This is a genomic window from Arthrobacter livingstonensis (assembly GCF_003219815.1).
Classification (GTDB): Bacteria; Actinomycetota; Actinomycetes; order Actinomycetales; family Micrococcaceae; genus Specibacter; species Specibacter livingstonensis.
Window position 1 is genome coordinate 394,841 of sequence record NZ_QJVD01000001.1, and the last position, 17,802, is coordinate 412,642.

Annotated in this window: 14 protein-coding genes and 1 tRNA gene; 12 read left to right on the forward strand and 3 right to left on the reverse strand. The window is 66.6% G+C overall.

What is annotated here, in order from left to right; genetic code table 11:
- Positions 1-4: 4 nt before the first annotated feature.
- On the forward strand, positions 5-1,981 hold the full coding sequence (locus CVV68_RS01870; protein ID WP_245933267.1) for an FAD/NAD(P)-binding protein: 1,977 nt from the start codon (positions 5-7) through the stop codon (positions 1,979-1,981).
- 113 nt (positions 1,982-2,094) lie between these two features.
- Here CVV68_RS01870 and CVV68_RS01875 read toward each other — a convergent pair whose 3' ends face one another.
- The 3 genes from CVV68_RS01875 to CVV68_RS01885 form a co-directional block, all read right to left on the reverse strand.
- Positions 2,095-2,781 carry a 5'-nucleotidase C-terminal domain-containing protein gene (locus tag CVV68_RS01875; protein WP_306415675.1) on the reverse strand — a complete coding sequence of 229 codons (687 nt, stop codon included), beginning with the start codon at positions 2,779-2,781 and terminating at the stop codon, positions 2,095-2,097.
- Positions 2,760-3,518 (reverse strand): lamin tail domain-containing protein, encoded by a 759-nt coding sequence (locus tag CVV68_RS01880; RefSeq protein WP_245933268.1) that lies wholly within the window; start codon positions 3,516-3,518, stop codon positions 2,760-2,762. Before CVV68_RS01880 ends, CVV68_RS01875 begins: the two co-directional genes overlap by 22 nt.
- Positions 3,519-3,810: 292 nt before the next feature.
- Positions 3,811-3,898 (reverse strand) — tRNA-Ser (locus CVV68_RS01885).
- Positions 3,899-3,983: 85 nt separating this feature from the next.
- Here CVV68_RS01885 and CVV68_RS01890 point away from each other — a divergent pair.
- From CVV68_RS01890 to CVV68_RS01940, 11 genes are all read left to right on the forward strand, one after another.
- Positions 3,984-4,967: an NAD(P)H-quinone oxidoreductase gene (locus CVV68_RS01890; RefSeq protein WP_110499296.1), complete on the forward strand. Its 984-nt coding sequence runs from the start codon at positions 3,984-3,986 to the stop codon at positions 4,965-4,967.
- Positions 4,968-5,152: 185 nt separating this feature from the next.
- Entirely contained in the window at positions 5,153-5,794 is a 642-nt protein-coding gene (locus tag CVV68_RS01895; protein ID WP_110499297.1) for a PadR family transcriptional regulator, read from the forward strand.
- The gene (locus CVV68_RS01900) at positions 5,791-6,516 is read left to right on the forward strand and encodes an ABC transporter ATP-binding protein (protein ID WP_110499298.1); all 726 of its coding nucleotides are present in this window, start codon (positions 5,791-5,793) and stop codon (positions 6,514-6,516) included. Before CVV68_RS01895 ends, CVV68_RS01900 begins: the two co-directional genes overlap by 4 nt.
- 1 nt (position 6,517) lies before the next feature.
- A complete protein-coding gene (locus tag CVV68_RS01905; protein WP_110499299.1) occupies positions 6,518-9,424 on the forward strand; it encodes an ABC transporter permease family protein in 2,907 nt (968 codons plus the stop codon).
- Positions 9,425-9,703: 279 nt separating this feature from the next.
- A complete protein-coding gene (locus tag CVV68_RS01910; protein WP_110499300.1) occupies positions 9,704-11,971 on the forward strand; it encodes a carbon starvation CstA family protein in 2,268 nt (755 codons plus the stop codon).
- A 2-nt stretch (positions 11,972-11,973) separates the two neighbouring features.
- Positions 11,974-12,189 carry a YbdD/YjiX family protein gene (locus tag CVV68_RS01915; protein ID WP_438502603.1) on the forward strand — a complete coding sequence of 72 codons (216 nt, stop codon included), beginning with the start codon at positions 11,974-11,976 and terminating at the stop codon, positions 12,187-12,189.
- A gap of 368 nt (positions 12,190-12,557) precedes the next feature.
- Complete coding sequence (locus tag CVV68_RS01920) at positions 12,558-13,235, forward strand: bacterial proteasome activator family protein (RefSeq protein WP_281268260.1); 678 nt, start codon at positions 12,558-12,560, stop codon at positions 13,233-13,235.
- A gap of 31 nt (positions 13,236-13,266) precedes the next feature.
- Positions 13,267-13,797 carry a hypothetical protein gene (locus CVV68_RS01925; protein WP_110499301.1) on the forward strand — a complete coding sequence of 177 codons (531 nt, stop codon included), beginning with the start codon at positions 13,267-13,269 and terminating at the stop codon, positions 13,795-13,797.
- Positions 13,798-13,957: 160 nt separating this feature from the next.
- Positions 13,958-15,022, forward strand: a complete 1,065-nt coding sequence (locus CVV68_RS01930) for an iron ABC transporter substrate-binding protein (protein WP_110499302.1) — start codon at positions 13,958-13,960, stop codon at positions 15,020-15,022.
- 5 nt (positions 15,023-15,027) lie between these two features.
- Positions 15,028-16,626, forward strand: a complete 1,599-nt coding sequence (locus CVV68_RS01935) for an ABC transporter permease (protein ID WP_110499303.1) — start codon at positions 15,028-15,030, stop codon at positions 16,624-16,626.
- On the forward strand, positions 16,623-17,774 hold the full coding sequence (locus tag CVV68_RS01940) for an ABC transporter ATP-binding protein (RefSeq protein ID WP_110499304.1): 1,152 nt from the start codon (positions 16,623-16,625) through the stop codon (positions 17,772-17,774). Before CVV68_RS01935 ends, CVV68_RS01940 begins: the two co-directional genes overlap by 4 nt.
- Positions 17,775-17,802 lie beyond the last annotated feature (28 nt).

Sequence of the window (17,802 nt, forward strand, 5' to 3'; positions counted from 1 at the left end):
AGGAGTGGAAATTTTCGGCGGGCAGGCAGTGGTCATCGTGGGTGCGGGGCCCCGCGGCACCTCCGTCATGGAACGCCTGCTGGCCCGGTACGCGGCGGAGGCGGACGCCGGCCGGGACGCCCGAAACGCCACCGCGCCGCGGCGCCCCCTGCACATCCACCTCGTGGACCCGTTCCCGCCCGGCCCCGGACATGTCTGGCGGACGGAACAGTCCCGGCTGTACCTGATGAACACCCAGGCGTTCTTTCCCACGCTCATTCCCGACCAGGGCGTGGCCGCGGCGCCCCTGGCCGGCTGCAGTTTCAACCAGTGGCGCGAAGCGATGCGCGCCACACCGGACCACACCCTTAGCGGCGGCGACCGCACCGAACTTGCCGCGCTCGCCGCCACCGGCTTTCCCAGCCGCGCCCTTTACGGCCGGTACCTGTCCTGGTGCTTCGCCCGGCTGCTGGAAAAGCTGCCCGACGGCGTCCAGGTCACCCTCCATGCGGGGGAGGCGAAGCGGGTGGCGCGGGACCATGAGAGGGGCGGGTACGGCGTCGAACTGCTCAACGGGGAAACCCTTCGCGCGGACAGCGTGGTGCTGGCGCTGGGCCATGTGGAGTCGCGGCTGAGCCCGGCGCAGCGGGAACTGCGGGACGAGGCGCGCAGCCACGGGCTGACGTACCTTCCGCCGGCCGTGCCCAACGATGTGGACTGGGACCAGCTTCCCGCAGGAGAAACCGTGCTGGTGCGCGGCATGGGCCTGAACTTTTTCGACGTGCTTGGGCAGCTGACCGAAGGCCGGGGCGGCCGCTTTGAGGCGACCGGGCGCGGGCCCGGCGACGCGCTGAGGTACCTTGCCGGCGGCCGTGAACCGGTGATTGTCGGGGCGTCGCGCCGCGGCACCCCGTACCGGGCCAAGGCAGAGCTGGCGAGCTATTACCCGGCCGGCGTGGCGCTGCGGTTTCTGTGCGAGGAAGCCGTCACCAGGATCCGCGACATGGGCGCCACAGCCGGCTTTGACCACGATATTTGGCCGCTGCTGCACCGGGACGCGCTCTGGGCCTACTACACCACGCTGGCGCGGACCCGCCCGGACGCTGTGTCCCCGGGGTTCCTGCCGGCGCTGGACGCGCTGCTGCATTCCGGGGCCGGTACCGACGCCCGTGACTGGGCGGAGCAGCTCAAGTCGCTGGAAGGAAGCCATATGGCGGCGGGCCTGGCGCTGGACCTGCCCGCGCTGGCCCGGCCGCTGCAGCGCCACCCGCTGCGGCCCGGCGGGAGTCACCGCTTCGGCTCACAGGAAGAGCTGGATGCGGCCGTCCTGGCGTATTTGTCCGACGACGCCGCCGGCTCGGCCCGGGGGGAGGACGACCCCGTGAAGATGGCCATTGGCGCCCTCAACGCCGGGCGGGCGGTCATCAAATCCCTCGTCGCGGACCGCGGCATCACGCAGGAGTCCTGGCTGGGCGAGTTGCGCGGCTGGTTCGAGGGCTTTGTGGAGGGCCTTGCGAGCGGGCCGCCAGCCCTGCGCATGGAGCAGCTGGCCGCGCTGGTGCGTGCCGGCGTGGTCCACTTTGCCGGCCCCGACCCCGTGTTTAGGATCCAGCACGGCATCTTTTCGGCCAGTTCCCCCTGGGTGGCGGACGAGCCCTGGCAGGCCAGGCACCTAGTAGAGGCGCTGGCCCCTGCAAACCGTATCCAGGGCACGGCCTCCCGGCTGCTGAACAACCTCCAGGCGGACGGATTGGTCCGGCCGCGCGTCATGCTGGCGTCCGACGGCGGCCCGGTCGTCACCAGCGGCCTGGACGTTTCGGCCCCGCCATACCGTCCCCTCGATGGTGCCGGCCTGCCGGTGGAAGGGCTGTACGTGCTGGGGCTGCAGCTTTCCTCGGTGCAGTGGGGAACCGCTATTGCCGCCCAGGCCAACGCCGAATACCGCAGCGGCTACCGTACCGTCCTGGACGCCGACGCCATCGCGGCGGACATTTTGGCCTGAAGCCGGCGGTTGTCCACCAGGAAAACGGTCCACTACAAAAACGGTGCCAACCCGCCGCCAGCGCTGTTGGCTGGGGCGGGTTGGCACCAAATCCGTCGGCAGGGACAGGCTTGCTAGGCCAGCGGCGCCATGCGGCAGTGGCCCTTGTGGCCGTTGTGGTTCCCGTGGTCGCCGTGGCCGTTGTGGTTCCCGTGGCCGCCGTTCCCGTTCGGGTTCGTGATGCGCACCGGCAGCGTCACCGTTGTTCCGCTGGGTGCGGCCTTGACGGTGATTGTGCCGCTGGTGCGGGCATCTGCCGGCAGCTTGAACGCGACCTTGGCTGTGCCGTTGCTCACGCCCACAGTGTCCACCACGGTGCGCTTGCCCTTGCTGTCGGTGAACTCGACCTTGACGGACGTGTTCTTCGGGCTGCCCAGGGAGGTCAGGTCCAGCTTGTTGAGCTGGAAACTGACGGTTGCCTTGGCATCCACCTTGGCCGGGTTGCCGGCCACTTCGACGCCGCGGCGTGCGAAGCTGGGGGCGATCGGGGCCTTGGCGGACTGCTCGCCGAGGTACTTGATCCAGGCGTCGCGGTCAATGTGGCCCGAGTCCTTGGTGTTGCTGCCTTGGGTGAACACCCTGAAGTTGTCACCGCCGGTGGCCAGGAAGCTGAACGTGCCCACGCGGTAGGAGCGCTTGGCATCAAGGAGTACGCCGTTGATGGTGACGGAGGTGACGCGGTCGCCCAGCTTCCGTGCCGAGTCGTAGGTGTAGGACATGTTGGAGGACAGCCCCAGGTTCAGGAACGGGCGGCTGGGGATGCTGCCGTAGGTGGCGGTGCGTCGCCGCCCTGGGTGCCGGTCGGTGTCGGGGCGTCCCGGGTGAAGTCCGCGGAGTTGCTGTCCGAGTCGGCCGCATCGGTGCGGTTCAACGACGTAGTGACGCCCGCCGCCGTTGACGGGGCAGTTTCAAAGGTGTTGGACGTGCCGTAGCCGAGCAGGTCAACGATTCCGGCCCGGCCAACCACTGATCCGGTGGGCAGGTCCGCCGGCAGCTTCGCGGCCTGGTCAGAGAGGACCACGGTGCCTGCCCCGGCCGCCGGATTGATGGTGGTGCCGGTGTAGTCGGTGGCGGGCAGGTCCCGGCCGTTGGCTCCGTTGGAACCGCCGTTGACCAGGAAATAGCCCTTGGACTTGATGGTGCCGCCCAGCGGTGCCACGTTGCTGGGGGCGGCCAGACCGGTTCCTGAACGGTACTGCAGCGACCAGCCGTCGAGGCTGACGTCCGCATCCGTGGGGTTGTACAGCTCCACGAACTTGTTCTTGTAGCTGGCTCCCGCGCTGCCGCCGTTGAGGTAGGCCTCGTTGATGATCACGTGGGTTTGGGCGGTGACGGCGGCGGGCAGGGCGCCTGTGGGCGCAAGGGCCGCCGTCGTGGTGGGGTTCGCCGGTGCGGAATTTTGTTCGGCCTGTGCCGGCGGAAGCGCCAGCGGGGCCGCGGCGATGCCGAATGCCAGCATGGCACCGAGTCCCGCCTTCATAAGGGTGGTGCTCTTCATGTCTCCAACTCTCGATTCTTGGGCACACCATTGTGCTGTCGGTGATGATGAACCGCAGGCTTTGTGGAACGGCCCAAAGCCAAAGGCCGGCCCCCGGCCGGTCACTGCAGGAACGTGTTTGAGCAAAACACATAGCTGTGAATCAACCATGAACACAGGGTGTTGGTCAAGGAAACACAGCTTTTACCCAGCATTCCGCGGTAAGGAGTCGACACGCGGATTGCGCGAGAGGGGGGCGCGGGAACGAAAAAGGGAAGCAGTCCCGTCACGGGGCTGCTTCCCTTTTTCTGTGCGGAAGGTGCGAGATTCGAACTCGCGGTACGGGGTCACCGCACACTGGTTTTCAAGACCAGCTCCATCGGCCGCTCGGACAACCTTCCTTGCCCTAGTAGTGTTTCATAAGCAGGGCGGTGCCACCAAAGCGGGCGCCCCCGGGTGATGCATGCGCTGCAGAGGGAGAATTTCATGAAGGCGATTGTTGCAAGGGCTGCCGGCGGTCCGGAGGTTTTGGCCCTGGCCGACGTTCCCGCACCGGTGCCCGGCCCGGGCGAGGTCTTGATCGACGTGGTCGCAGCAGGCATCAACCGGGCGGACGTGCAGCAGCGCCGCGGCTTTTATCCGCCGCCGGCCGGTGCCTCGGACGTCATGGGCCTTGAAGTCTCCGGCCGGATTGCCGGATTCGGCCCGAACGTGACCCGTCCGTTCTCCATCGGCGACAAGGTGGTGGCACTGCTCGCCGGCGGGGGCTACGCCCAGCAGGTGGCCGTGCCGGCCGGCCAGGTGCTCCGGCTCCCGTCTGGCGTAGACGTGGTGACGGCCGCGTCCCTGCCGGAGGTGGCCGCCACGGTGTATTCCAACCTGTTCATGACGGCGCAGCTGCAACCAGGGGAAACCGTGCTGGTCCACGGCGGCACGGGCGGCATCGGCGTCATGGCCGTCCAACTCGCCAAGGCGGCCGGTGGGCGGGTGATCGCCACGGCCGGCAGTGACGAGAAGGTTGCCATGCTCACCAGTTACCTCGGCGCGGATGCGGCCATCAACTACCGCACCCGGGACTTTGCCGAAGCCGTGCAGGAGATCACCGGCGGGCAGGGTGCCAACGTTATCCTCGACGTCGTTGGTGCCAAGTATCTGGCCCAAAATGTCGCGTCCCTGGCGCTCTACGGCCGGCTGGTGGTGATTGGCCTGCAGGGAGGGGCGACGGCGGAACTCAACCTGGGCGCCCTCCTCGCCAAGCGCGCTGCCGTCATTGGCACCACGCTGAGGGCCCGCCCGACGGAGGAAAAGTCGACGATCATGGACGGCGTGCGGGACCACGTGTGGCCGTTGATCGCGGCCGGGACCGTGAAGACCATCGTGGACAAGACGTTTCCGCTGGCGCAGGCCGCCGCGGCGCATGAGTACTTCGATTCCGGCTCGCACGTGGGCAAGGTCCTGCTGACGCTCTGACCCTCTCTCACCTTCGGGGCTGTTCCGGCCGACCCTCTCTCACCTTCGGGGCGCTTTAACCTGACGCCCCCTCTCCTCCCCTTGCGCTTTGCATACCCGGTAGCTAATAATTGGCATACGCGGTATGTATACCGTTGTCGCGGCCGGCCATTGGGGGCGCCCGCGCCGAGCTTGGGGAGTTGCACATGTCGATCAGACATTCATTGTTGGCCCTGTTGCAGGAGGGGTCGCGCTACGGCTACCAGCTGCGCGGCGAGTTTGAGGAGCGGACCGGGGCCACCTGGCCGCTGAACATCGGGCAGGTGTACACCACCTTGGACCGCCTCGAGCGTGATGCCCTTGTGGAAAAGGAAGGCGACGACGGCGAAGGCCACGTCATCTACAGCATCACCGCCGCGGGGCGCGCCGAGGTGACGCGCTGGTTTGCCGCCCCCGTGGCCGCCACGAACCCGCCGCGGAATGAGCTGGCCATTAAGTTGGCCCTGGCCATGACCCTGGACGGCGTGGACGTTGCCGCCGTCGTCCAGGCCCAGCGCACCGCCTCGATGCGGCTGCTGCAGGACTACACCCGCCAGCGCAGGGCTGCGGCGTCGAATGCGGGCGCTTCGCTGTCCGGGCCCGCCGGAACCGGCTCCGCCAATGACGCAGCATGGCTGCTGGTCCTGGATTCGCTGATCTTCTCCACTGAAGCCGAAGTGCGGTGGCTGGACCACTGCGAGGGCTGGATGGCCCAACGGGTGGCGGCCGGTCGCAAATCGTCAAATGGCGGCTCGAGCGCAGCAGGTATGCAGACAATGGCGTCAACCAATGGGGCGGTTTCAAAATGAGCAATCAAGTCCTGCAGCTTGAAGGCGTGTCCCGCAGCTATGGCCAGGGGGCTACGGCCGTCGCCGCGCTGCGTAACGTGAATCTGACCATCAACGCCGGGGAATTTGTGGCCGTGATGGGTCCCTCCGGCTCCGGAAAGTCGTCACTGCTGACGCTGGCCGGCGGCTTGGACAAGGCCACCGGCGGCGAGATCTTCGTGGAGGGCACGCCGCTGGGCGGCTTGAGCATCAACGAGCTGGCCCGGCTCCGCCGCCGGGCCGTGGGCTATGTTTTCCAGGACTTCAACCTGGTTCCGACGCTGACGGCGGCGGAAAACGTGGCCCTGCCCCGGGAACTGGACGGAATTCCGGCACGGAAGGCCCGCCGGCAGGCCAAGGATGCTCTGCGTCTGGTGGGCATTGAGGAGTTGGCGGACAGGTTCATGGACCAGATGTCCGGCGGCCAGCAGCAGCGCGTGGCCATTGCCCGCGCCATCGTGGGCCAGCGACGCCTGATCCTGGCGGACGAACCTACGGGCGCGCTGGACTCCGCCACCGGCGACGGCATCCTGGAAGTGCTGCGCGGGCGGGCCGAGGCGGGTGCCGCCGTCGTACTGGTGACGCACGAGGCGCGTCATGCCGGCTGGGCGGACCGGGTGGTGTTCCTGAAAGACGGCCGCATTGTGGACGAGGCCGCCTCGCAGCACGATCCGTCCGTGCTGCTGGCCGGTTTGGGCCACTAAGGTGGCGCTGGACCTCGCCCCCGTCAAAGGGGGCCGGCGGCACCGCCTGCGTTTGGCGCTGACCATGGCGTGGCGGGACATCCGCCGACACAAGGGGCGTTCGGCGCTGATTATCGCTTTGATTGCGCTCCCGGTCTTCGGCATGTCGGCGGCAGCCACGGCCGGGCAGAGCATGCTCGCCACGCCGCAGGAGACAGTGCTGCATGAGCTGGGGCAAACGCAGGGGCGGTTGAGCAGCCTGGGTGCGGTCAACGCCACCATGGTGCAATCCGTGCGGGGCGACTTGGGCTATTCATTCAGCACGGGCGAGCCGGACAAGACCTTTGCTGCCTCCGCCCCGGCAGATGTAGTCCCGTCCGGATACCGGCCTATTAAGGTCGTGTCCACCCAGGTGACCAGCCCTGTCGGTGAGGCCCAAGTTCCGCTGCAGGCCATCGTGACTGACGTTCTTGACCCTGCATTTGAAGGGAAATTCAGGCTGCTTAAGGGCGCCGCTCCCGCGGGCGCAGGCCAGGCCGTGGGCTCGCCGGGACTGTTCAGCCGCTTTGGCGTGGTCCTGGGGGAGAAGCTGACGACGTCGGCCGGCACCTTTGTGCTGGTCGGCCAGCTTCGCGATGCCGGGGTATCGGATGGCAACGCCATCCTCTATCTTGCGCCGGGCCAGTCGATAACGACCATCAGTGGCCCCACGACGATCTACTTGGCGGGCAGCAGGCCAATCATCTGGGAGGACGCCAGCGCGTTCAACGCCAAGGGAGTCCAAGTCACCTCGCGCAGTCTGCTGCTGGACCCGCCGCCGCTTGCCGAGCGGCCTTCCCAACCCAACGACGGCGCTTCCGATTCGCGCCAGCAAAACGTCCTCAGCCTGGCGCTGATGGGCGCACTCATCGGTGTCCTCGCCCTGCTCGAAGTGGGGCTGCTCGCCGGTGCCGCATTTGCCGTGGGGGCCCGCAGGCAGCAACGGGACCTGGCCTTGTTGGCGGCCTCGGGTGCCGAGACGGGCATGTTGCGCTCGGTGGTGACTGCCAGCGGTGTCTGGCTGGGCCTGGCAGGTGGTGCCATGGGGGCGGTCCTCGGGACGGCCGCGGCATCCATCGCGGTCCTGGTTGTCCGGGCCGGGGGCCACGTCTTGTTTTCCGGCCTGCACATCCAATGGCTGGGCATCGCGGTCCTGGTGGCGGTGGGCCTTGGTGCCGGCTGGCTGGCGGCACTGGTGCCGGCCCGGGCTGTATCCAAACAGGCCACGCTGTCCGCCCTGAAATCCGGGCGGACAGCCGACGAACCCTCCAAATGGACCGTCCGCATTGGGTTCGGATTGGCAGTCCTGGCGGCGGCTGTGATGGCAGCAGGCGGAGTCCTCGCCGTAGCCAAGCGAGGCGACCCCTTGATGTATCAATGGCAACCCGTGTACATCGGCTTGATCATTGCCGGTGCCGTGCTGCTCGTCTTTGCGCTGATCTGCCTGACGGGGCGCATCGTGGACCTCCTGACGGCCAGAACCGCGTGGCTTCCCGTCCCGCTCCGCCTTGCGGCACGCGATTCCGCCCGAAATCACGGCCGCACCGTGCCGGCCGTCGCCGCAGTGCTCGCAGCGGCCACGTTGTCCGGGGCGCTTATGGTCGGCACCGCAAGTGCCATGCAGCAAGCCAATGACACTTACGGATGGCAATACAACCTCAACCAGGTGGGCATTCCCCTCCAATATGAGGACTATGGGCCTATGGAACCCGGTGCGGGCGCCGTGCCCGCGGCCGGGCAGAAACCCACTGTGGCCAAGGTTGACCCCGTCAAAATTACCGGGGTCCTGAAAACCTCCATGGGAGCAGACGTGGTGACCAACGTCCTGCGCGGAGGAATTCCCTCAAATTCTTGTCCTTCCGGCACTGTCGCGGAGAACGGCGACTACATCCAGGCAATCTGTACCGGCTGGGTGCTGGCTGAACCAGCCGCCAACCGCTGTGAGCTCGCCAAGGACGGCCGTCCCAAGGACATGGCCGACTGGCGCTGCACCGGTGCCATGAACACGACGAACTTTGGCAGTTTCATCCCGCCCATCGTTGTCGGAGGTGAGGCGGAGCTTGCTGCACTTCTGGGCCGCGAGCCCAGCAGCGCCGCCCGCCAGGCCCTGAAGTCCGGCGGCATTGTCATAACGAACAAGATTTATGCCGACGACGCCGGCTCGGCCACCGTGATCAGTGTCGACTTCAACGCAGTGGCGAACCAGAGCTATGGCATGTACGGAGGGGATGCCACCAAGGGGCCTTCCTATCTGCGTCCGGCCTTCGTGCCCCTGAGCACCAAGGCGCTGCCCGCCGTCGTGGACACCCCGGAAAAGCCACTCCACTTTTATGGTGTGGTGTCCCCGGAAACTGCCAAGGCGATTGGCATGCCCCTTGACGAAAGGACGCTGTTGGTCACCGCTGCCGGTCCGCTGAGCCAGGCTGCCGGCGACAAGGTGGCCTCCGCGTTGGCCCCGTTCATGGGGCCGTTTGGTGGGTTCGCCTTGGAGCAAGGGCCGCCAACATTTGTCAACCTGATCCTGTGGCTGATCGTGGTGGGAGGGGCGCTGATCACGCTCAGCGCTGCCGGAATAACGGCCGGGCTGGCGCTCGCCGACGGCCGCAACGACCACGCCACGCTGGCCAGCGTCGGCGCGGACTCCAGGCTGCGAAAAGCACTGGCCGGTTCCCAGATCCTCATGACCGCCCTGCTTGGAACCGTGCTGGGCATCGTCGCCGGCGCCATCCCGGTTGTCGTCGTGCTGTCGCTGCAAAGGGGCTTTCCCATTGTGCTGCCGTGGCTGCAGATGGGGGCGCTGGTGGTCCTGGTGCCGCTGTTTGGCGCGGCCGCGGCGTGGGTGTTGACCAAGGGGAAGCTGCCGATGACGAGGAGGCAGACCCTGGCCTGACCCGCCCATCCCAAAGTACGACGGCGGTAGATCACCTTTTCAGCAAGGTGACCTCCCGCCGTCGTCCGCGCAAACAGACGCTCTCTCACTCATTGGGTGAGGGTTCCGGAAAAACACCCCGTATCTGCAGGAGCGTTGGGGTGGGTTCGCGCGGCCGCTCGTCGCAGGAACAGGGCCGCTGGCAGATTGGCCGGTATGGCCCGACCCACATCCGCCATGTGTGACGGGCCATAACTGCTAGCTTCAAGAGGCCAGATTTCAGGTTTAGTGAAGGAAAAAATGACCCAGCCGTCGAGGAAGACCGCCGACCCCGCGGATCTTTTAGTTCAGGATCCGCTCCTTCCACCCGTGTCAGTTGACCTCGCTGAGGAGGAAGCAACGCACAAATGGACACCGTTGAAAATTGCCATTTGGTCGGCCCTCGCGCTGCTTGGCGGCGTGGCCTGGGTGGTCCTGGCCGTGGTCCGCGGCGAGTCCGTGAACGCGATTTGGTTTGTGTTCGCCGCAGTGTGCACCTACCTGATCGGCTACCGCTTTTACTCCAAGGTCATTGAAAAGTACCTGATCAAACCCAATGACAAGCGGGCCACCCCTGCCGAGTATAAGGCGGACGGCAAGGACTTTGTCCCCACCGACCGCAACGTGCTCTTCGGCCACCACTTTGCCGCCATCGCCGGCGCCGGCCCCCTGGTGGGCCCCATCCTGGCCGCCCAGATGGGCTACCTGCCAGGTACCATCTGGATCATCGTCGGCGTCGTGCTTGCCGGCGCCGTCCAGGACTACCTGGTGCTCTTTTTCTCCATGCGGCGCGGCGGCCGCTCCCTGGGCCAGATGGCGCGTGAGGAACTCGGCGTCATTGGCGGCACCGCGGCGCTTATCGCCACCTTGCTGATCATGATCATCATCGTGGCCATTCTCGCGCTGGTCGTTGTCAATGCCCTCGGCGAATCCCCGTGGGGCGTGTTCTCCGTGTCCATGACCATCCCGATCGCCCTGTTCATGGGCGTGTACCTGCGATACCTGCGCCCGGGAAAGGTCATGGAAGTCTCCGTGATCGGCTTCATCCTGCTCCTCGCAGCCATCATCGGCGGCGGCATGGTGGCCCACACCGAATGGGGTGCGGCGTTCTTCCACCTGGACCGCACCACTCTCGCCTGGGCCATCATCATCTACGGCTTCATCGCCGCGATCCTGCCGGTGTGGCTGCTGCTGGCCCCGCGCGACTACCTCTCCACGTTCATGAAGATCGGCACCATCGTGATGCTGGCGGCGTCCATCGTGCTGGTGCGCCCAACCATCAACGTACCCGCGTTCAGTGAATACGCCGGCCGCTCCGACGGCCCGGTGTTCTCCGGTTCGCTGTTCCCGTTCCTCTTTGTCACCATCGCGTGCGGAGCGCTCTCCGGATTCCACGCGCTGATTGCCTCCGGCACGACGCCCAAGCTCATTGAAAAGGAACGCCAGAGCCGCTACATCGGCTACGGTGGCATGCTCATGGAGTCGTTCGTGGCCATCATGGCCCTCGTCGCCGCCCTGTCCATTGACCGCGGCATCTACTTCGCCATGAACGCCTCGGGCGCTGCCACCGGCGGCACCATCGAGGGTGCCGCCGCGTTCGTGAATTCGCTGGGCCTGACAGGCGTCCACGTCGACCCGGCCACGCTGGCACAAACCGCGTCCGACGTCGGCGAACAGTCCATCGTCTCGCGTACCGGGGGCGCCCCCACACTGGCCGTGGGACTGGCCCACATCATGCACCAGGTGGCCGGCGGGCAGGCCATGATGAGCTTTTGGTACCACTTTGCCATCATGTTTGAGGCACTGTTCATCCTTACCGCGGTCGACGCCGGCACCCGCGTGGCCCGCTTCATGCTCCAGGACTCCATTGGCAACTTTGTGCCGAAGTTCAAGGACACGTCCTGGCGCCTGGGCTCCTGGGTGACCACGGCCATCATGGTTGCCGGCTGGGGTGCCATCCTGGTCATGGGCGTCACCGACCCGCTGGGCGGCATCAATACGCTGTTCCCGCTGTTCGGCATCGCCAATCAGTTGCTGGCCGCCATTGCACTGGCCGTCTGCCTGGCCATCATCTCCAAGAACACCCGCGTCAAGTACCTGTGGATGGTGGCGCTCCCGCTGGCCTTCGTCACGGTGGTCACCGTCGTCGCGTCCTTCCAAAAGATCTTCTCAACTGTTCCGTCAGTGGGTTACTGGGCGCAGCACAACGCTTTCAAGCAGGCGCTGGCCGACGGCAAGACCCACTTTGGCACCGCCAAGACGGTGGAAGCCATGGAGGCGGTGGTGCGCAACACCTCGGTGCAGGGGACACTGTCCATCATTTTTGTGGTCCTTTCCATCATTGTGATTACGACGGCGGTCCTGGTCTCCATCCGGTCCGTCCGCTCCGGCGGGGGACCCGGCATGGAAGATCCGGCAGTGGCGTCGCGCATCTTTGCCCCGGCCAGCGTGATTCCGACGGCTGCCGAGCGTGCCATCCAAAAGCAATGGGCGGATTCCGGCACGGAAACAGTCAGGGCGGACCACTAGCCATGCAGGCCCTGTCCATGGGGTTGCTGCGGCGGGTGGCGTCGCTTCTGGCCTCCGTGAAGAGGTACTTCAAGGGCGTCTTGGGGGAGGACTCCTATGAGAAATACCTGGACCACCACCAGAGCACGGGCTGCGCGACTCCGCCCATGACTGTCAGGGAGTTCTGGCGCGACAAAATGGACCGCCAGGACGCCAGCCCCGAGGGCCGCTGCTGCTAAAGGCGGAGCACTGGCCTCCCGCAGTGGGGGTCGTCCTCCGGCGTGCATCTCCGGCCACCCGCGGCTCTGGAACTGTGCCGATAGTACAGCTGTGGTGGCTGGCGGCCCTCGTTCCGCGCCGATAGTACAGCTGTGGTTCTCTCTCGACGGCGGAGGTCGCCACAGCTGTACTCTGGACCGCGACGGCGCTGGCGGAGGTCGCCACAGCTGTACTCTGGGTGGATTTCCGGTGTGCCGTACCCCCGAAGCTGACGGAGGCGTTGGGGGCATACCCGTCGCGGTGCGCAGCCACTGCGGTCGGCGCGCTGAGCGCGACGGCTGCAGGAATTTGTCCAAAAGATTGCAGGACGTCGTGAGAGACTGGCCATATGACTGACAAGGCGCACTCCCAAGCCGCCGGAACTGCGGCAGAGGGCAAGGTAATGGACGATTCCGCCACCGGCACCAAGGGTGCCGCGCCGGACGGCTTCGAGCCGGCCCGGGAGCCGCAGCCGGAAGCTTCACAGGCAGGTTCACGGTCCGGGGCGCAGGATGGGAAACACGCCAGCGTTGCCGACATGGTCGACCAGCCGGCCAAGGTGATGCGGATCGGCACCATGGTCAAGCAGCTGCTTGACGAGGTGAAGAGTGCACCGCTTGACGACGCCGCCCGCGCCCGCCTGGCCGAAATCCATGACCGCTCCATCGCAGAACTTGAGGACGGGCTCTCGCCTGAGCTCGTGGCGGAGCTGCACCGGCTGAGCCTGCCGTTCACGGAAGCCGGGGCGCCGTCGGACGCGGAGCTGCGCATTGCCCAGGCCCAGCTGGTGGGCTGGCTGGAGGGCCTGTTCCACGGCATCCAAACCGCCATCGCCGCCCAGGCCATGGCCAACCAGCAGGTCGCGGCGCGGCTGCAGATGCACCAGCTGCCGCCCGGGACCGTCATTGCCCCCGGCGTGGTGGTGGGGGAGAACGGCGAACCCCAACGCGCATCCATGGGCCAGCAGCAGGGCCATCCCGCGGGATCCGGCCAGTCCGACGCCGGCGGCCCCGGCCAGTACCTCTGACCGCCATCGCCTGAGACCGGATGCGGGAAGAATGCTCAAGGGACTTTTAGGCGCCAGCCGCCAAGGCAGGCGCGATGACGCCGAACTCGGCAAGGGCGTGTGGCGCCGTGCGCACGACAGGTTCCGTCGTGGCCTGGACAGGTTCCACCAGATGCTTGAAGGTGTGGCGGACGACGCGGCGCACCCGGCCCCCGCCGCGGAAGCAGGGCAGGACCAGGGCCAGCCGGGCGCACGGCCGGTCGGCAACGGCCCGGCGGAGAACTATGCCGCACTCGTCCCGATCGCCAACGCGCTGGCGGACCTGCTGCCAGTGGTCCGCACCATAGCGGCCCAGGCCCATGCCATCGCGCCCAGCGAAGGCATGGAAATCCCCACCGGCACCGGCGGCTACCTCAACGACGTCCACCGCGAACTCTCCCGTGCCGGCAATGCGCTGGCCACGGCTGCCGAGGCAGCGGCGATGGTGAGGCTGGGTGCAGGGGAGGTGTCCGGCGTCGAACGCCGGGCCGGACTGGTCCACGAGCACGTCAACCGGGCGGCGGAACTGTTGGCCAAAAAGTAGCGCCAGCGCCCGTCTTTGGACCGAGTCCATTTTGGGCACGGAAATGTGACGCAATCCAAGAGAGCTGTGTCACAAAGTGGGGGTTCTGAGGGTAGCCTCGCCTATCCTCGTATTACGCTTGACAAAGGTTCGCTAATTCTCTCTACGCCGAAAGGCCCCCATGAAAACTTGGTTCAACAAGACTGTGCTCAGCCGGACTGCGCTGACCGCGATCGCCGGAGTTTCCGTGCTCGCCCTGGCCGCCTGCAGCGGCGGCACCGCCCCTGCGGCATCCGAGGGCGCCTCGGGCTCCGCAACGGATGCCATCACGGTGTACAACGCCCAACACGAATCGCTCACCCAGTCCTGGGTTGATGCGTTTACCAAGGAAACGGGCATCAAGGTCACGCTGCGCAACGGCGACGACTCCGAACTCAGCAACCAGATCATCGCCGAAGGCGCCAAGTCGCCGGCGGACGTGTTCCTGACCGAAAATTCACCGGCAATGACGCAGGTGGAAAACGCCGGGCTGTTCACCGGCATCGATGCCAAGATCCAAAGCCAGGTCCCCGCCGAGTACCGTCCTTCCACGAACAAGTGGACCGGCATCGCCGCCCGGAGCACCGTCTTTGCCTACAACAAATCCAAGCTGACGCAGGCGCAGCTGCCGAAGTCCATCATGGACCTCGCCTCCCCCGAGTGGAAGGGCCGCTGGGCCGCCTCGCCCTCCGGTGCAGACTTCCAGGCCATCGTCTCCGCCATGCTGGAGCTCAAGGGTGAGGACGCCACGCTCTCATGGCTGAAGTCCATGAAGGAAAACTCCAAGGCATACAAGGGCAACAGCACGGCCATGAAGGCGGTCAACGCCGGCGAGGTTGACGGGGCCATCATCTACCACTACTACTGGTTTGGCGACCAGGCCGCGACCGGCGAGAACTCCAACAACGTGGCCCTGCACTACTTCAAGAACCAGGACCCCGGGGCCTTCGTCTCCATCTCCGGCGGCGGCGTGCTGGCCTCCAGCAAGCACCAGGCCAATGCCGAGAAGTTCCTGGAATTCATCACGGGCAAGGCCGGCCAGACGATCCTGCAAACCGGCACGTCCTTTGAGTACCCGGTCGCCAGCGACGTTGCCGCCAACTCGAAGCTGGTTCCGCTGAAGGATCTGCAGGCGCCCAAGGTGGATGCGGCCAAACTGAACTCCCAGAAGGTCACGGACCTCATGACCGAAGCCGGTCTACTCTAGTAGTGATGTCAATTCCCACAAGTACGACGGCGGAACGTAAGCCGCGCTCGAACAACTTACGTAACGCAGGCGGGGGCCGGGGCACACGCTCCGGCCCCTGGCCCGTCGTCGTACTCTGCACCCTGATTGCCGCGTTCTCCCTGCTCCCGCTGGGGTACGTGGCCACCATGACCGCCAATGCCGGGTGGGACACCATTGAGAAACTGGTTTTCCGGCCGCGGGTCGGCGAATTGCTGTTTAACACCGTGGCGCTCGTGGTGATCACCGTTCCGCTGTGTGTGGTGATTGGGATCGCCGGGGCGTGGCTGGTGGAGCGGACCCGGCTGCGCGGACACAAGGCCTGGGCCGTGCTGCTTGCGGCGCCGCTGGCCATCCCGGCCTTTGTCAACAGTTACGCCTGGGTCAGCGCCATCCCGTCCCTTGGCGGGGTGTTTGGCGGTGTGCTGATTTCCACGCTTTCCTATTTTCCGCTTGTCTACATTCCAGTGGCCGCCGTGCTCAGCCGCATGGACCCTGCACTGGAGCAGTCGGGTTCCTCCCTGGGACTGGGGCCTTGGAAGGTGTTTTTCCGGGTGGTGCTGCCGCAGCTGCGGCTGGCGGCGGCGGGAGGGGCCCTGCTGGTCTCGCTGCACTTGTTGGCCGAATACGGTGCCTTCGCCATGATCCAGTTCGACACCTTCACCACCGCCATTTACGACCAGTTCCGCTCCACGTTCAACGGGGCCGCGGCCAACATGCTGGCGAGCGTGCTGGTGCTGTTCTGCCTGCTGCTCCTCCTGGGTGAGTCCAAGACCCGCGGCAACGCCCGCTACGCCCGCGTGGGTTCCGGCGTGCAGGCCAACCCGCCCCGCCTTCCGATGGGCCGGCTGGAGATCCCCGGGCAGCTGGGACTGGCCGCGCTGACCGTGCTGGCGCTGGGCGTCCCACTGTTCCACGTGGTGCGTTGGCTCATTGTGGGCGGCCCCGGGATCTGGACCGGAAGCGCACTGGCCACTGCCCTCCTGCAAACCCTTGGCTACGGTTTGGCGGGCGCACTGGTCACCACCGCACTTGCCTTCCCGCTTGCCTTCCTGGCGGTCCGGCACCCCGGCCCCGTCACCAAACTGCTCGAAGGCGCCAACTACATATCCAGCTCCATGCCCGGCATTGTGGTGGCCCTGGCCCTGGTGACCATCAGCATCCACAACGTGCCCGCGGTCTACCAGACCGCCGTCGTGCTGGTGGCAGCCTATGCACTGCTGTTCATGCCGCGCGCGCTGGTGAACCTGCGGGCCGGGCTGGCTCAGGCACCCAAGGAGCTGGACGAGGCCGCACAGGCCCTGGGCAAGCCGCCGCTGGTGGCGTTTCTCAAGGTCACGCTGCGCCTGACCGCCCCTGCCGCGGCGGGCGGGGCGGCGCTGGTTTTCCTGGGCATCGTGAACGAGCTGACGGCGACCCTGCTGCTGGCCCCGAACGGCACCCAGACGCTGGCCACGGAATTTTGGTCGCTCAGCAGCGAGATTGACTACACTGGTGCGGCGCCGTACGCGTTGTTGATGATTCTGCTCTCCGCGCCCATGACGTACCTTCTTTTTGCCCAATCCAAGAAAGCAGCCGGACAGTGACAACACCGCGCAGGCCCGCACCGGCCGCGTCCCCCGCTCCTGCCTTTGCGCCGGACGCCGCCCACGTCACCGACCACCTGCTGGTCAGCGGTGTCAGGAAGTCGTTTGGCGCCACGGAGGTGCTCAAGGGGGTTGACCTGACGGTGGCGCAGGGCCGCACCACGGCCATTGTGGGCGCTTCCGGATCCGGCAAGACCACGCTGCTGCGGCTCATTGCCGGCTTTGAGGCGCCCGACGCCGGCAGCGTCGCACTGGATGGCGTGGAAGTGGCCGGGCCGTCCGCCTGGCTGCCGGCGCACAAGCGCAGCATTGGCTATGTGGCGCAGGACGGCGCCTTGTTCCCGCACCTGAGCGTGGGGCAGAACATTGAATTTGGGCTGCCCGTTCGCGGCAGGGCCGCTGCATCCCGCGTGGCCGAGCTGCTTGAAATGGTCTCCATGGATCCCGCCTATGCCAAGCGGAGGCCGTCGCAGCTGTCCGGCGGGCAGCAGCAGCGCGTTGCCCTGGCCCGTGCACTGGCCCGGCAGCCGGAGCTGATGCTGCTGGATGAGCCCTTCAGCGCGCTCGACGCCGGCCTGCGCGTGGCCACCCGCAGGGCCGTCTCCAAAACCCTGAGCGATGCGGGGGTGACCACCATCCTGGTTACCCACGACCAGGCCGAGGCGCTGAGCTTTGCCGACCAGGTGGCCGTGATGCGCGACGGCAGGCTGGCCCAGATTGGCAGCCCGTTTGTGGTCTACACGCGGCCGTCCGACAGGGCCACGGCTGAATTTCTCGGCGATGCAGTCATCCTTGAAGCGTGGATGGAGGGTTCGCTGGCGTTGTGCTCCCTGGGCGGCATTCCGGTGCGCCGCCCTTCCGTGCAGGGCCGGGTCCACCTGATGTTGCGTCCGGAGCAGATCCGCATCGCAGAGGGCGGAAACATCCACGGCCGCGTGGTTGACACGGACTACTTTGGACCGGAAACCACGGTGCGGATCCAGCTGGCCCCGATTGCGGTGGACCCGTCGGAACCGGTGGATCCGCACCAGCCCGTGGGCGGCGAGGTGATCAGTATTCGGCACTGGAACGCCATGCTGGCCCGCCCCGGCACCCAGCTGTCGCTGAAGGTCGTGGGCGAGGGCGTAGTTTTCCCCTGGGACGGCTAGCCGCGCCTCAATGACGGCTGGCCGCTTC